General features: G+C 55.7%; 12 protein-coding genes, 1 tRNA gene and 1 pseudogene. All 14 read left to right on the forward strand.

Annotation, left to right across the window (positions count from 1 at the left end; all coding sequences use genetic code 11):
- Positions 1–105 (forward strand): annotated as a pseudogene (locus tag ACP2AU_RS16330) (elongation factor Tu); the annotation flags it as partial.
- Between the two features lie 44 nt (positions 106–149).
- Positions 150–225, forward strand: a tRNA-Trp gene (locus tag ACP2AU_RS16335).
- Positions 226–258: 33 nt separating this feature from the next.
- Complete coding sequence (gene secE, locus ACP2AU_RS16340; RefSeq protein WP_426377288.1) at positions 259–627, forward strand: preprotein translocase subunit SecE; 369 nt, start codon at positions 259–261, stop codon at positions 625–627.
- A gap of 12 nt (positions 628–639) precedes the next feature.
- Positions 640–1,173 carry a transcription termination/antitermination protein NusG gene (nusG, locus tag ACP2AU_RS16345; RefSeq protein ID WP_426377289.1) on the forward strand — a complete coding sequence of 178 codons (534 nt, stop codon included), beginning with the start codon at positions 640–642 and terminating at the stop codon, positions 1,171–1,173.
- 118 nt (positions 1,174–1,291) lie between these two features.
- The gene (rplK, locus tag ACP2AU_RS16350; RefSeq protein ID WP_426377290.1) at positions 1,292–1,723 is read left to right on the forward strand and encodes a 50S ribosomal protein L11; all 432 of its coding nucleotides are present in this window, start codon (positions 1,292–1,294) and stop codon (positions 1,721–1,723) included.
- A 1-nt stretch (position 1,724) separates the two neighbouring features.
- Positions 1,725–2,423, forward strand: a complete 699-nt coding sequence (rplA, locus tag ACP2AU_RS16355; RefSeq protein WP_426377291.1) for a 50S ribosomal protein L1 — start codon at positions 1,725–1,727, stop codon at positions 2,421–2,423.
- Between the two features lie 215 nt (positions 2,424–2,638).
- Positions 2,639–3,169 (forward strand): 50S ribosomal protein L10, encoded by a 531-nt coding sequence (gene rplJ / locus ACP2AU_RS16360; protein WP_426377292.1) that lies wholly within the window; start codon positions 2,639–2,641, stop codon positions 3,167–3,169.
- A gap of 40 nt (positions 3,170–3,209) precedes the next feature.
- Positions 3,210–3,587 (forward strand): 50S ribosomal protein L7/L12, encoded by a 378-nt coding sequence (gene rplL, locus ACP2AU_RS16365; RefSeq protein WP_426377293.1) that lies wholly within the window; start codon positions 3,210–3,212, stop codon positions 3,585–3,587.
- Between the two features lie 242 nt (positions 3,588–3,829).
- Positions 3,830–7,906, forward strand: a complete 4,077-nt coding sequence (gene rpoB / locus ACP2AU_RS16370) for a DNA-directed RNA polymerase subunit beta (RefSeq protein WP_426377294.1) — start codon at positions 3,830–3,832, stop codon at positions 7,904–7,906.
- Positions 7,907–7,982: 76 nt separating this feature from the next.
- Positions 7,983–12,197 carry a DNA-directed RNA polymerase subunit beta' gene (gene rpoC, locus ACP2AU_RS16375; RefSeq protein ID WP_426377295.1) on the forward strand — a complete coding sequence of 1,405 codons (4,215 nt, stop codon included), beginning with the start codon at positions 7,983–7,985 and terminating at the stop codon, positions 12,195–12,197.
- 166 nt (positions 12,198–12,363) lie between these two features.
- Positions 12,364–12,738 (forward strand): 30S ribosomal protein S12, encoded by a 375-nt coding sequence (gene rpsL / locus ACP2AU_RS16380; protein ID WP_008174844.1) that lies wholly within the window; start codon positions 12,364–12,366, stop codon positions 12,736–12,738.
- 113 nt (positions 12,739–12,851) lie between these two features.
- Positions 12,852–13,322, forward strand: coding sequence for a 30S ribosomal protein S7 (rpsG, locus tag ACP2AU_RS16385; RefSeq protein ID WP_426377296.1), 471 nt, complete (start codon positions 12,852–12,854; stop codon positions 13,320–13,322).
- A gap of 18 nt (positions 13,323–13,340) precedes the next feature.
- Positions 13,341–15,446, forward strand: coding sequence for an elongation factor G (gene fusA, locus ACP2AU_RS16390; RefSeq protein ID WP_426377297.1), 2,106 nt, complete (start codon positions 13,341–13,343; stop codon positions 15,444–15,446).
- 35 nt (positions 15,447–15,481) lie between these two features.
- On the forward strand, positions 15,482–15,577 hold a 96-nt coding region (locus ACP2AU_RS16395; protein WP_221293541.1), incomplete at its 3' end, for a GTP-binding protein.

Raw genomic sequence — 15,577 nt, forward strand, 5'->3', positions numbered from 1 at the left:
GTTACCCTGATCGCTCCGATCGCCATGGAAGATGGTCTGCGCTTCGCGATTCGCGAAGGTGGCCGTACCGTTGGTGCCGGCGTGGTTGCCAAGATTGTCGAGTAACCTTCGGGTTACTCGTTTGTTGTTGCGCTGAGTTGTTTCGGTGCAGGCCAGTAGCTCAATTGGCAGAGCAGCGGTCTCCAAAACCGCAGGTTGGGGGTTCGATTCCCTCCTGGCCTGCCATTTTTTAACATCCGGATACATAAGCTGATTCCTATGGAGTCAAAAGCCGTTCAGTCAGCCAGCCGTTTCGATGCTTTGAAATGGCTGGTTGTGTTTGTTCTGATCGCCGTCGGAGTAGTCGGCAATCAGTATTTCAGTGCCGAGTCTGTGCTGTATCGCGTTCTGGCTCTCGTTGGGTTGGGGCTTGTGTCGGCATTTGTCGCGCTTCAGACCGAGCGTGGCCGTCGTTTCGCTACTTTGCTTAAAGAAGCGCGTGTCGAGATCCGGAAAGTCGTTTGGCCCACCAGGCCAGAACTTGTTCAAACCACCATTATTGTTGTGGTCTTTGTGCTGGTTGTGGCTTTGATTCTGTGGGGCATGGATTCGCTGATCAGCTGGCTGGTCGCCGGCTTCATCGGCTAACGGGAGTGGGCAATGGCTAAACGCTGGTACGTTGTACATGCGTATTCTGGCTTTGAAAAGCACGTAATGCGCACTCTTAGGGAGCGCGTCGCGCTGGAAGGTATGGAAGATCAGTTTGGCGAGATTCTGGTCCCAACCGAAGAAGTCGTCGAAATGCGCGACGGGAAAAAGCGCAAAAGCGAGCGTAAATTCTATCCGGGATACGTACTGGTCCAGATGGAAATGGACGACGCTACGTGGCACCTTGTGAAGAACACGCCGCGAGTTTTGGGCTTTATTGGTGGTACCAAGGATAAGCCGGCTCCGATTACCGAGCGCGAAGCAGAAGCGATTCTGCGCCGTGTCGAAAGTGGAGCGGACAAGCCGAAGCCGAAGACCTTGTTCGAGCCGGGTGAGGTTGTGCGCGTTGTTGAAGGTCCGTTTGCAGACTTCAATGGCGTAGTAGAAGAAGTTGACTACGACAAGAGTCGGGTCAAGGTTGCGGTGCTGATATTTGGTCGGTCGACTCCGGTGGAGCTGGAGTTTGGTCAGGTAGAAAAAGACTGACCCGCAGCCAGGAAAGCTGAGAGCTCGCGCGCCACGGCGACGCGGGCTTTTTGTGTCTGCGTTATGCAGTTATTTAAGCGGGGAGCCGTAAGGCGTTAGAACCCATAGGAGAACTATCATGGCGAAGAAAATCGAAGCCTATATCAAGCTTCAGGTTGCTGCCGGTCAGGCCAACCCGAGTCCCCCCGTTGGTCCGGCCCTGGGTCAGCGCGGCGTAAACATCATGGAATTCTGTAAAGCCTTCAATGCCAAGACTCAAGGCATGGAGCCGGGCTTGCCGATTCCGACTGTGATCACTGTTTACAGCGATCGTAGTTTCACCTTTATTACCAAGACTCCGCCGGCGCCGGTGCTTCTGAAGAAGGCTGCTGGTGTGAAGAGTGGTTCTGGCCGCCCGAATACTGACAAAGTGGGTACGGTTACCCGTGCTCAGCTGGAAGAAATTGCCAAGACCAAAGAGCCGGATTTGACAGCTGCCGATATGGACGCTGCGATTCGTACCATTGCCGGAACTGCCCGTAGTATGGGCCTGAACGTGGAGGGTCTGTAACATGGCAAAGCTGAGCAAGCGTCAAAAGCTGATTCGTGAAAAAGTAGACTCTACCCGCGCGTACACCGTTGATGAAGCGGTGGCGCTGTTGGCCGAACTCGGTCAGGGCGTCAAGTTCAAAGAGTCGGTTGATGTGGCCGTTAACCTGGGCGTTGACGCTCGTAAATCTGATCAGGTTGTTCGTAGCAGCACGGTTCTGCCGCACGGTACTGGCAAGAGCGTTCGCGTTGCCGTTTTCACTCAGGGTGCCAATGCCGAGAAAGCGACTGCAGCCGGTGCGGATATCGTGGGCATGGATGACCTGGCGGACGAGGTTAAAAAAGGCAACATGGATTTCGACGTGGTCATCGCTACGCCGGACGCCATGCGCGTTGTTGGTCAGCTGGGCCAGATCCTGGGCCCCCGTGGCCTGATGCCGAACCCGAAGGTTGGTACCGTTACTGCAGATGTTGAGACTGCGGTGAAGAATGCCAAGGCAGGTCAGGTTCGCTACCGTACCGACAAAAACGGCATTATCCACGCTCCGCTGGGTAACGTTGAATTTACTGCTCAGACCATCAAGGAAAACCTTGAAGCTCTGGTTGCAGATCTGAAAAAAGCCAAGCCTGCATCGTCCAAGGGCGTGTATCTGAAAAAGATCACTGTCTCTTCTACGATGGGGCCTGGCCTGACTATCGATCAGGGCACTCTGAGCATCTGAGGCTCTGATCGGTAGTTACTTTGTAGTCTGGGCGGAAGCCAAGGCTGTCAAAGACCGCAGGCCCCCGAGGCGCGCCTGGCGCGCCGCAAGGGTTAAAGCAACGCCTGCGCAGACGGTGTGAAGACGTTCTCTCTGAACCCAAACACCGTTAGGCGTCCCGCAAGGGGCATAGATGGGTTTGCTGGCATAAGCCGGCGAAATCGAGGAGAAAACCAGTGGCAATTAGACTCGAAGACAAGAAAGCGATCGTCGCTGAAGTCAACGAGACTGCTGGTACTGCTCTGTCTGTGGTTTTGGCTGACTACCGTGGTGTCACCTCCGGTGACATGACGGCGCTGCGTGCCAAGGCTCGTGCCGAAAACGTGAATCTGAAGGTTGTTCGTAACAATCTTGCGAAGATCGCGATTCGCGGTACCGAGTTCGAGTGCATTGATCCGGCGTTGGTTGGTCCAACCATTCTGGCTTTCTCTATGGAAGATCCTGGCGCGGCTGCACGCCTGCTGAAGGACTTCGCCAAAGAGAAAGAGGCGTTCGAAATCAAGGGTCTGGCTGTCGGCGGTGAGCTGATGGGCGCAGAACAGATCGATCGCCTGGCTACGCTGCCGACGCTGCACGAAGCGTTGACCAAGCTGGCCATTGTGACACAGGCACCAGTTACCAAGCTTGCACGTACCCTGAACGACATTCCGGGCAGGATTACACGTGTGGTAGCTGCAGTCCGAGACCAGAAGCAAGAAGCTGCTTGATTCTGTTGAACACCATTTTTTACATTTTTGGGAGAAAGTCATGGCTCTGTCTAAAGACGATATTTTGAATGCAATCGCTGAAATGAGCGTAATGGAAGTTGTTGAGCTCGTTGAAGCAATGGAAGAGAAGTTCAATGTTTCTGCCGAAGCTGCAGTTGCTGCTGCACCGGCCGCTGCTGGTGGCGACGCTGCCGCTGCAGAAGAGCAGACCGAGTTCGACGTGGTTCTGACCGGTCCTGGCGAGAAGAAAGTTAACGTTATCAAGGCCGTTCGCGAGCTGACAGGCCTGGGCCTGAAAGAAGCCAAGGAAATGGTTGACGGTGCTCCTTCTACTGTTAAGGAAGCTGCCAGCAAGGACGAGGCTGAAGAAGCCAAGAAGAAGCTTGAGGAAGCAGGCGCTTCTGTTGAGCTCAAGTAAGAGTCGGCTGTTGATCGACACCGTGCGTTAAGCATGGGCGGGCTGGTGGCTTCGTGCCACCGGCCTTTTTCTGTTGTATATGCTATAGAGTCTGGTGTGCAAGTAAAGGTTGATGTCAGGTCTATAACCTACAGCCAGAGTCTTGTTCAAGACGGCGCGATAAGCCGAGCAATTCGGCCCCAAAGCAGAACATTTGATTGCTTCTTGATACCAGGTATCAGGTCTAAAGCTGGGGAATGCAGATGACTTACTCCTACACTGAGAAAAAGCGGATTCGCAAAGATTTTAGTAAATTGCCTTCCGTGATGGACGTCCCCTATTTGCTGTCTATTCAGCTGGATTCGTTCCGGGACTTCCTGCAAATGGAAGCCGCTCCTGAAGACCGCCGGGAAACCGGTCTTCACGCAGCGTTCAAATCCGTATTCCCGATTGTCAGTTATTCTGGCAACGCCGCGCTCGAGTATGTGAGCTATCGTATCGGCGAGCCGGTTTTTGACGTCAAGGAATGTCAGCTCAGGGGCGTAACCTACGCTGCGCCGCTACGGGTAAAGGTCCGCCTGATCATTTATGATAAGGAATCGTCCAACAAGGCGATCAAGGACATTAAAGAGCAAGAAGTCTACATGGGCGAGATGCCCCTTATGACGGAGAACGGTACCTTTGTTGTTAACGGTACTGAGCGTGTCATTGTTTCCCAGCTGCATCGTTCACCGGGTGTATTCTTCGATCACGACAAGGGCAAGACCCATTCGTCCGGTAAGCTGCTCTATTCAGCGCGGGTGATTCCTTACCGTGGCTCGTGGTTGGATTTCGAGTTTGATCCCAAGGATTCCGTATTCGTTCGTATCGACCGCCGCCGTAAGCTGCCGGCGTCTATCCTGTTGCGGGGGCTGGGCTACACCTCCGAGCAGATGCTCGATATGTTCTTTGAAACCAGTAAGTTCAGCCTGGGCGCGGAAGCGTGCAAGCTTGAGCTGGTTCCAAGCCGTTTGCGTGGCGACATCGCGACCTTTGATATCAAGGGTAATGACGGTGGCATTATTGTTGAGGAAGGTCGCCGGATTACCGCGCGGCATATCAAGCAGTTGGAAAAGGCCGGGATTACCGAGCTGGAAGTTCCGACAGAATATCTGTATGGCCGTGTCCTTGCGAAGGACATGATCGATCAGGCCACCGGTGAAGTGCTGGTGGAATGCAACACCGAGCTGAACGAAGAAGTCGTCACCAAAATTCTCGACGCCGGTGTGAAAGACATTGAAACGCTGTACACCAACGATCTGGATTGCGGTCCGTTCATGTCCGATACCCTGCGTATCGATCCGACCCGTGCGCCTCTGGAAGCGTTGGTAGAAATCTACCGTATGATGCGCCCGGGCGAGCCGCCCACGAAAGAATCTGCGGAGAATCTGTTTAATAATCTGTTCTTCTCCGAAGAGCGTTATGATCTGTCTGCCGTTGGCCGGATGAAGCTCAATCGCCGTCTTGGCCGCGAGGAGAGCACGGGCGAAGGCACGCTGACCCACGAAGACATTATCGACGTCCTCAAGACGCTTATTTCGATCCGGAACGGCCAAGGCCATGTTGATGACATCGATAACCTGGGCAACCGTCGCGTACGGTGCGTGGGTGAGATGGCGGAAAACCAGTTCCGTGTCGGTCTGGTTCGGGTTGAGCGCGCAGTACGTGAGCGTCTGAGTCTGGCGGAAAGCGAAGGCTTGATGCCGCAGGACCTGATTAACGCCAAGCCGGTTGCGGCGGCGGTGAAAGAGTTCTTCGGTTCAAGCCAGCTGTCCCAGTTTATGGACCAGAACAACCCGTTGTCCGAGGTCACGCACAAGCGTCGTATCTCTGCGTTGGGCCCAGGTGGCCTGACTCGCGAGCGTGCAGGCTTTGAGGTTCGTGACGTACATCCGACTCACTATGGTCGCGTATGCCCGATCGAGACGCCGGAAGGTCCGAACATCGGTCTGATCAACTCGCTGGCGACCTACGCCCGCTCCAACTCCTACGGCTTCCTTGAAAGCCCGTACCGGAAGGTTGTCGAGGGTGTGGTAACCGATGAGCTGGTGTACCTCTCTGCGATTGAAGAGAGCAACTACGTCATCGCCCAGGCCAGTGCGACGACCGATGAAGGTAAGCGCCTGACCGACGAGCTGGTAACCGTTCGTCACCAGAACGAATTTACCGTTGCACCGCCAGAAGCGGTCAACTTCATGGACGTATCTCCGCGTCAGGTCGTATCCGTTGCGGCGTCGCTGATTCCGTTCCTCGAGCACGACGATGCTAACCGGGCCCTGATGGGTGCGAACATGCAGCGTCAGGCTGTACCGACGCTGAAGTCACAGGTGCCACTGGTTGGTACTGGTGTTGAGCGCACGGTGGCGCAGGACTCCGGTGTGTGTGTCACCGCACGTCGCGGCGGTGTCATTGAGAGCGTCGACGCGGCCCGTATCGTGGTTCGGGTGAAGCACGAGGAAACGGCGGCCGGTGATGCTGGTGTGGATATCTATAACCTCACCAAGTACACCCGTTCCAACCAGAATACGTGCATCAACCAGCGCTCCATTGTTCGCCAGGGTGATGTCGTGGCCCGCGGTGATGTGCTGGCCGATGGCCCGTCCGTCGATCTGGGTGAGCTGGCCCTGGGTCAGAATATGCGGATCGCGTTCATGCCGTGGAACGGTTACAACTTTGAGGACTCCATTCTCATTTCCGAGAAGGTTGTTCAGGAAGATCGCCTGACCACCATCCACATTCAGGAACTGACCTGTGTGGCTCGGGACACCAAGTTGGGCAGCGAAGAAATAACGGCTGATATTCCGAACGTTGGTGAGAGTGCGCTGTCCAAGCTGGATGAGTCCGGTGTTGTCTATATCGGTGCTGAAGTCGGTCCTGGAGATATCCTGGTCGGCAAGGTAACGCCGAAGGGCGAAACCCAGCTGACGCCGGAGGAGAAGCTCCTGCGTGCCATTTTCGGTGAGAAGGCGTCTGACGTTAAGGACACCTCTCAGCGTGTGCCGACCGGTACTCGCGGTACGGTTATTGATGTTCAGGTGTTTACTCGTGACGGTATTGAAAAAGATGCCCGGGCCCTGGCCATCGAGAAAGAACAGCTCGACAAGTACCGCAAGGATCTGAAAGACGAATACCGGATTGTTGAAGGTGCGACTTACGAGCGCCTGATGTCGGCTCTGAAAGGGCAGGAAGTCATCAGCGGGCCGGGCGCCAAGAAAGGTGCCAAGCTTGATGAAGGCTATCTGGCAGGTTTGCCAAGGCCGGACTGGTTCAAGCTGCGGATGAAAGATGAAGCGCTGAACGAGCTGCTGGAGAAATCCGAGCAGGGTCTGGAAGATCGCAAGAAAGAACACGAAGCGCGCTTTGAAGACAAGAAAGGCAAGCTTCAGCAGGGTGATGATCTGGCCCCGGGCGTGCTGAAGATCGTGAAGGTCTACCTCGCGATCAAGCGCCGCATTCAGCCGGGCGACAAGATGGCAGGCCGCCATGGTAACAAGGGTGTTATCTCGTCGGTGAAGCCGATCGAAGATATGCCGTATGACGAGTTCGGCAACACCGTGGACATCGTGCTTAACCCGCTGGGTGTTCCGTCGCGGATGAACGTTGGTCAGGTTCTGGAGACCCATCTGGGCGCTGCGGCCAAGGGCTTGGGCGAGAAGATCAGCCGTATGCTCGACGAGCAGCGCAAGATCGCCGAGTTGCGTGATCTGCTGGATCAGATTTATAACCACTCTGACGAAGTGTTCAAAGTGGACCTGGACAGCCTGAGCGATAAAGAGATCCTGGAGCTGTGTAATAACCTGCGCAGCGGTGTGCCTATGGCAACACCGGTGTTCGACGGGGCCAAGGAAGCCGAAGTCAAGCGTATGCTTGAGCTGGCGGATCTGGATACCAGCGGCCAGACTATGCTGTACGATGGGCGGACAGGGGACGCATTTGATCGTCCGGTGACTGTGGGCTACATGTACATTCTCAAGCTGAACCATCTGATCGACGATAAGATGCACGCCCGTTCCACCGGCTCTTACAGCCTCGTTACCCAGCAACCGCTGGGTGGTAAGGCGCAGTTTGGGGGCCAGCGCTTCGGTGAGATGGAAGTCTGGGCTCTGGAGGCCTACGGTGCGGCCTACACCCTCCAGGAAATGCTCACCGTCAAGTCCGACGACGTAAATGGTCGGACAAAGATGTACAAGAACATTGTCGATGGCGATCATCGCATGGAGCCGGGTATGCCCGAATCCTTCAACGTTCTTGTCAAGGAGATCCGCTCGCTGGGTATCGACATCGAGCTGGAATCCGAGTGAGCCGAATTGTTTTTGGCAGCGTGAGCGGGCACAAGCTGTGCCCGCCCGAGATTAACGCCATCCGGAGCTTTTACTGATGAAAGATTTGCTGAATCTTCTCAAGAGCCAGAATCAGAGCAAGGAATTCGACGCCATCCGCATTGGCCTGGCGTCGCCTGACATGATTCGTTCCTGGTCTTTTGGTGAAGTCAAAAAGCCTGAGACCATTAACTACCGCACCTTCAAGCCGGAGCGTGACGGTCTTTTCTGTGCCAAGATCTTCGGCCCGATCAAAGACTACGAATGCCTGTGCGGAAAATACAAGCGCCTGAAACACCGCGGTGTGATCTGTGAGAAGTGTGGTGTTGAAGTCGCCCTGGCCAGTGTCCGCCGTGAGCGGATGGGCCACATCGAGCTGGCCAGCCCGGTCGCGCACATCTGGTTCTTGAAGTCACTGCCGTCTCGCATCGGCCTGATGCTGGACATGACCCTGCGTGACATCGAGCGGGTCCTGTACTTCGAATCCTTTATTGTTATCGATCCCGGGATGACCACCCTGGAGAAGGGCCAGCTGCTGAACGATGAGCAGTATTACGAAGCCCTGGAAGAGTTCGGTGACGAGTTCGACGCCCGCATGGGCGCGGAGGCGGTCAAGCAGCTGTTGCAGGACATTGATTTGCAGGCGGAAGTTGACGGATTGCGCGAAGAGATTCCGCAGACCAATTCCGAAACCAAGATCAAAAAGTTCAGCAAGCGCCTGAAGATTCTTGAGGCCTTCCTGTACTCCGGTAACAAGCCGGGTGACATGGTTATGACCGTCCTGCCGGTTCTGCCGCCGGACCTGCGTCCGCTGGTGCCGCTGGATGGTGGGCGCTTTGCCACCTCCGACCTGAACGATCTGTACCGCCGGGTGATCAACCGGAACAACCGCCTCAAGCGCCTGTTGGAGCTGAACGCTCCGGACATCATCGTGCGTAACGAGAAGCGGATGCTGCAGGAAGCTGTGGATGCCCTGCTGGACAACGGCCGTCGTGGCCGTGCCATCACTGGCACCAACAAGCGGCCGCTGAAGTCATTGGCCGACATGATCAAGGGTAAGCAGGGGCGTTTCCGTCAGAACCTGCTGGGTAAGCGTGTTGACTACTCGGGCCGTTCGGTCATCGTGGTCGGGCCCTATCTGCGGCTACATCAGTGCGGTCTGCCCAAGAAAATGGCGCTGGAGCTGTTCAAGCCGTTTATCTTCTCCAAGCTGGAGCATCGCGGGCTGGCGACCACCATCAAGGCCGCCAAGAAGATGGTCGAGCGTGAAGAAGGCGTGGTCTGGGATATCCTCGACGAGGTCATCCGCGAGCATCCGATTCTGCTGAACCGTGCGCCTACACTGCACCGTTTGGGTATTCAGGCGTTCGAGCCGGTTCTGATCGAAGGTAAGGCGATTCAGCTGCACCCGCTGGTGTGTGCGGCCTACAACGCCGACTTCGATGGTGACCAGATGGCGGTACACGTACCGCTGACCCTGGAAGCCCAGCTCGAAGCCCGTGCGTTGATGATGTCTACCAACAACGTACTGTCGCCTGCAAACGGCGAGCCGATCATTGTGCCGTCCCAGGACGTGGTATTGGGCCTCTACTACATGACCCGCGAGCGCCACGCGGCACTGGGTGAAGGTATGACCTTTGCCGACGTGAAGGAAGCGCATCGGGCTTATGGCGCCGGCCAGGTAGACCTGCAGGCGAAAGTAAAGGTCCGCGTCAGGGAAGTGGCCATCGACGAGGACGGAAATCGCTCCGAGAGCCTCCGCATTGTTGATACCACCGTTGGCCGTGCTCTGCTTTACGATATCGTGCCTGATGGCTTGCCGTTCGAAATCGTCAACAAGCCGATGGTCAAGAAGGCGATCTCCAACCTGATCAACACCTGCTACCGGGATGCGGGTCTGAAGGATACGGTCATCTTCGCCGACCAGCTGATGTACATGGGTTACCACTACGCAACCCGTTCCGGTATCTCGATCGGCTTTAACGATTTCGAGATTCCTCCAGAGAAGTACGAACTGGTCGATGCGGCTTCTGACGAAGTGAAAGACATCGAAAACCAGTACGCCTCGGGTCTGCTGACCCAGGGCGAGAAGTACAACAAGGTGATCGACATCTGGTCCCGCGCCAACGACAAAGTGTCCAAGGCGATGATGGAGCGTTTGTCTCAGGAGCAGGTTGTTGGCCCTGATGGCAAGCCCGTTAAAGGCGAAGACGGCGAAGACCTGATGCAGGAGTCTTTCAACTCGGTATACATGATGGCCGATTCCGGTGCGCGGGGTTCCGCAGCCCAGATTCGTCAGCTGTCCGGTATGCGGGGGCTGATGGCCAAGCCGGACGGCTCCATCATCGAGACGCCGATCACGGCGAACTTCCGGGAAGGTCTGAACGTACTGCAGTACTTCATCTCGACCCACGGTGCCCGTAAAGGTCTGGCAGATACGGCTCTGAAGACGGCGAACTCGGGATACCTGACCCGTCGTCTGGTGGATGTGTCACAGGATCTCGTGGTCACTGAAGAAGACTGTGGTACCGATGAAGGTCTGCTGATGACACCGCACATCGAGGGTGGCGACGTGGTTGTGCCGTTGGGCGATCGTGTGCTGGGCCGTGTCACTGCCCGGGATGTGTTTACCCCGACAGACAAAGACAACGCGGTTGTTCCTGAAGGCACCTTGCTGGACGAAAAGACCGTCGAAATGGTCGAGCGTGCCGGTGTGGATGAGATCTGGGTTCGCTCTGCGATTACCTGTGACACCCGCCATGGCATCTGCTCCAAGTGTTACGGGCGCGATCTGGCCCGCGGGCACCGGGTTAACGTGGGTGAAGCAGTCGGTGTTATTGCAGCCCAGTCCATTGGTGAGCCGGGTACCCAGCTGACCATGCGTACGTTCCACATTGGTGGTGCCGCGAGCCGGGCATCTGCGGTTGACAATATCCAGGTCAAACATGGCGGCACGGTGCGCCTGCACAACCTGAAATCGATTGAGAAAACCGACGGTTCTCTGGTGGTGGTCTCCCGGTCCTCCGCTCTGGCAATTGCCGATGAGCAGGGCCGTGAGCGCGAGTGGTACAAGCTGCCGTACGGTGCGGTACTGTCCGTGAAAAACGGTGACCTGGTTGAGGCCGGTGTCGTGGTTGCCAAGTGGGATCCACACACTCACCCGATCATCGCGGAAGCGATGGGTACCGCCAAGTTCGTCAACATGGAAGAGGGCATTACTGTCCGGACCCAGGCTGATGAGCTGACCGGCCTGTCCACCATGGAAGTGATTGATCCGAAAGAACGCCCTGCGGCCGGTAAAGATATTCGTCCGGCTATCCAGCTGATTGATGACGCTGGGGAAGAGGTGGATCTGCCAGGTGGTGGCGCCGCGATTTTCTTCCTGCCGGCGAACGCGTTGGTCACAATGGCCAACGGTGCCCGGGTCGAACTCGGCGACGTGGTTGCGCGGATTCCGCAGGAAAGCTCGAAAACCCGTGACATTACCGGTGGTCTGCCGAGGGTTGCCGACTTGTTCGAGGCCCGTCGTCCGAAAGAGTCGGCGATTCTGGCCGAGATCAGTGGTGTGGTGTCGTTCGGTAAAGAGACCAAGGGCAAGAAGCGCCTGGTGATTACGCCGAAGGATGATGACGCTTACGAGGTGCTGATTCCGAAGCATCGCCAGCTGAACGTGTTCGAAGGCGAAACCGTTGAGAAGGGCGAAGTAATCTCCGATGGCCCGTCGAACCCGCATGATATTTTGCGTCTGCTGGGCGTGGTGGAACTGGCGAAGTACATCACCAATGAGATCCAGGACGTTTATCGTCTGCAAGGTGTTGTCATCAACGATAAACACATTGAGGTTATCGTGCGCCAGATGCTGCGGAAGGTAGAAATTACCGATCCCGGCGATACCACGCTGCTCTCCGGCGACCAGGTGGAGATCACCCAGGTTATGGAAGAGAACGAGAAAGCAAATGCGGCCGACAAAGAGCCGGCCAGGTTCGATCGTTTGCTCCTGGGTATCACCAAAGCATCACTGGCCACCGAGTCCTTCATTTCTGCGGCCTCGTTCCAGGAGACCACCCGGGTTCTTACCGAGGGTGCGGTCACAGGCAAGCGCGATTACTTGCGCGGTTTGAAGGAAAACGTTGTTGTGGGTCGTCTGATTCCCGCCGGTACCGGTCTGGCCTACCACAATGAGCGTCGTCGCAAGCGCGAACTGGAAGAGCAGGGCGTAACCGCGGCGGACGTTGAAGAAGCTCTGAGCGCTGAACTCAATAGAGAGAGTTGAGCCGGTGCACGCCATCCTCGGGGTAGATACCTACTCCCGGGGTGGTTAAAAAGAGATCAGTCATCTTGACTGACCCGGGGCGCAGGCTTAAACTTGCGTCCCTTAAATTTTACCCCCTGCATTGGGGGTAAGTTTCATTGGTATGGTTTTTTTGGAGTTTGCTTACATGGCAACGATTAATCAGTTGGTGCGTAAGCCTCGTAAGCGCAAGGTAGCCAAGAGCGACGTTCCCGCGCTCCAGGCCTGTCCTCAGCGCCGTGGTGTTTGCACTCGTGTGTACACCACTACGCCGAAGAAGCCGAACTCAGCACTGCGTAAAGTGTGCCGTGTTCGTCTGACTAACGGCTACGAGGTTTCCTCATACATCGGTGGTGAAGGTCACAACCTTCAGGAGCACAGTGTTGTGCTTATCCGTGGCGGTCGAGTAAAAGACCTTCCGGGTGTGCGCTATCACACTGTTCGCGGTACTTTGGACACCCAGGGTGTACAGAACCGTAAGCAGGGCCGCTCCAAGTACGGTGCAAAACGACCCAAGTCCTGATGTCCCGAACGGGTGTCTTTTATCGTTGCTTGTCAGAACGGTAAGAGTAAGGCTGAGTAGCATGATGCTATCTCAGGGGTTCCTGAAGACCTTTTAGATATAAGGGCTTATCGATGCCTAGAAGAAGAGTTGCAGCTAAACGGGAAATCATTCCCGATCCGAAATTCGGCAGTGCACGTCTTGCCAAGTTCATCAACCACGTGATGGAGAGCGGTAAGAAGTCTGTTGCAGAGCGTATTGTTTATGGCGCGCTCGACATTGTTGCCGACAAATCCAAGGAAGAGCCGATCGACATGTTCGAGAAGGCCCTGGAAAACATCCAGCCGATGGTGGAAGTAAAGTCCCGTCGTGTGGGTGGTGCTACTTACCAGGTGCCTGTAGAAGTACGGCCTTCCCGTCAGAACGCGCTGGCCATGCGCTGGCTCGTCGAATATTCACGGAAGCGCGGTGAGAAGTCCATGGCACAACGTCTGGCCGGCGAGATTCTTGATGCGGCAGACAGTAAAGGTGCTGCGGTGAAGAAGCGCGAAGACGTGCATCGTATGGCAGAAGCCAACAAGGCATTTTCTCACTTCCGTTTCTAACAAGCCGAGGTTTATATCGTGGCACGCAAGACTCCTATCAAACGTTACAGAAACATTGGTATCTGTGCGCACGTGGATGCGGGCAAAACAACTACGACCGAACGTATTCTGTATTACACCGGCCGTAGTCACAAAATGGGTGAGACCCATGATGGCGCGTCCACTACCGACTGGATGGCTCAGGAGCAGGAGCGTGGTATCACCATCACGTCTGCGGCTGTTACAACCTTCTGGCAGGGTATGGACAAGCAGTACCCGGAGCACCGTATCAACATTATCGATACCCCGGGGCACGTTGACTTCACCATTGAAGTAGAGCGTTCCCTGCGTGTGCTTGACGGTGCTGTGGTTGTATTCTGTGGCTCCTCCGGTGTTGAGCCGCAGTCCGAAACTGTGTGGCGTCAGGCCAACAAGTATGAAGTTCCGCGCATGGTGTTCGTCAACAAGATGGACCGTGCCGGCGCCAACTTCATGCGCGTGGTTGACCAAATCCGTAACCGTCTGGGTGCGACTGCTGTACCTATCCAGCTGCCGATCGGCGCGGAAGATGAGTTCGAGGGTCTGGTTGACCTGCTTCGCATGAAGGCCATTTACTGGAATGAAGCCGACCAGGGCATGACCTACGAGCTTCGTGATATTCCCGAGTCCATGAAGGCAGATGCCGAGAAGGCTCGTGAAGAAATGGTAGAAGCAGCGGCTGAAGCCAGCGAAGAGTTCATGGAAAAGTACCTGGAAGGCGAAGAGCTGAGCTACGAAGAAATCAAGCAAGGTCTTCGCACGCGCACCATCGCCAACGAGATTGTTTTGGCCACCTGTGGTTCTGCCTTCAAGAACAAGGGTGTTCAGGCCGTACTTGACGCTGTTGTCGAGTTCCTGCCAGCTCCGGACGAAGTAAAGGCGATCCGTGGTGAAGTAGACGACGAAGGCACGGAAGAGACCCGTCCGGTTGATGACAACGCTCCGTTTGCGGCGTTGGCTTTCAAGATCGCGACCGACCCGTTTGTGGGTACCCTGACCTTCTTCCGGGTGTATTCCGGTAAGCTCGAGTCCGGTAACGCAGTGTTCAACTCCGTTCGTGGCAAAAAAGAGCGTGTGGGTCGTATGGTTCAGATGCACGCCAACGATCGTGAAGAGATCAAGGAAGTGCTGGCCGGTGACATCGCCGCGGCGATTGGTCTGAAGAACGTCACGACTGGCGATACTCTGTGTGATGAGAACTCCAAGATCATTCTCGAGCGCATGGAGTTCCCTGAGCCGGTTATCTCGGTTGCGGTTGAGCCGAAGTCCAAGGCTGATCAGGAAAAAATGGGCGTTGCCCTCGGCAAGCTGGCGCAGGAAGATCCGTCATTCCGTGTTCGTACTGACGAAGAGTCCGGCCAGACCATTATTTCCGGTATGGGTGAGCTGCACCTTGATATCATCGTTGATCGTATGCGTCGCGAATTCAAGGTGGAAGCGAACATTGGTAAGCCTCAGGTAGCTTACCGTGAATGCATCCGTCAGCCGGTTGACGTCGAAGGGAAGTTTGTCCGTCAGTCTGGTGGTCGTGGTCAGTATGGTCACGTCAAGGTGAAGCTCGAGCCGCTGCCGCTGGATGATGAAGATGGCGAGAACTTTATCTTCGTCAACGAGATCGTCGGTGGTGTGGTTCCGAAGGAATACATCCCGGCGGTTCAGCAGGGTATTGAAGAGCAGATGCAGAACGGCTGTCTGGCCGGCTACCCACTGCTGGGTATCAAGGCGACGCTGTACGACGGCTCTTATCACGACGTTGACTCCAACGAGATGGCCTTTAAAATTGCCGGCTCCATGGCAATGAAGAAAGGTGCGCTCGAAGCTAAGCCCGCCCTTCTTGAGCCGATCATGAAGGTTGAGGTGGTCACCCCTGAAGATTATATGGGTGACGTCGTCGGCGATCTTAACCGTCGTCGCGGCCTTGTGCAGGGTATGGATGAGGGCCCTGCGGGCAAAGTCATCCGCTCAGAAGTTCCGTTGTCGGAGATGTTCGGTTACGCCACTGACCTGCGTTCAGCAACACAGGGTCGGGCGTCTTATGCGATGGAATTCTCGCGTTACGCAGAAGCTCCTTCGAACATTGCCGAAGCGATCATTAAAAAGGGTTGATCCCCAGGACTTAAGAAACAGGAAGAGGTGTAACCGTGTCTAAAGAAAAATTTGAGCGCAGTAAGCCGCACGTAAACGTCGGCACCATCGGTCACGTTGACCATGGTAAGACCACTCTGACCGCAGCTCTG

The sequence above is a fragment of the Marinobacter sp. VGCF2001 genome (assembly GCF_049943275.1).
GTDB lineage: Bacteria > Pseudomonadota > Gammaproteobacteria > Pseudomonadales > Oleiphilaceae > Marinobacter.

Bases quoted from the DNA above. Each gene is read 5' to 3' on its own strand.
- secE (WP_426377288.1), top strand. From the start codon at position 259: ATGGAGTCAAAAGCCGTTCAGTCAGCCAGCCGTTTCGATGCTTTGAAA.
- nusG (WP_426377289.1), top strand. From the start codon at position 640: ATGGCTAAACGCTGGTACGTTGTACATGCGTATTCTGGCTTTGAAAAG.
- rplK (WP_426377290.1), top strand. From the start codon at position 1,292: ATGGCGAAGAAAATCGAAGCCTATATCAAGCTTCAGGTTGCTGCCGGT.
- rplA (WP_426377291.1), top strand. From the start codon at position 1,725: ATGGCAAAGCTGAGCAAGCGTCAAAAGCTGATTCGTGAAAAAGTAGAC.
- rplL (WP_426377293.1), top strand. From the start codon at position 3,210: ATGGCTCTGTCTAAAGACGATATTTTGAATGCAATCGCTGAAATGAGC.
- rpoB (WP_426377294.1), top strand. From the start codon at position 3,830: ATGACTTACTCCTACACTGAGAAAAAGCGGATTCGCAAAGATTTTAGT.
- rpoC (WP_426377295.1), top strand. From the start codon at position 7,983: ATGAAAGATTTGCTGAATCTTCTCAAGAGCCAGAATCAGAGCAAGGAA.
- rpsL (WP_008174844.1), top strand. From the start codon at position 12,364: ATGGCAACGATTAATCAGTTGGTGCGTAAGCCTCGTAAGCGCAAGGTA.
- rpsG (WP_426377296.1), top strand. From the start codon at position 12,852: ATGCCTAGAAGAAGAGTTGCAGCTAAACGGGAAATCATTCCCGATCCG.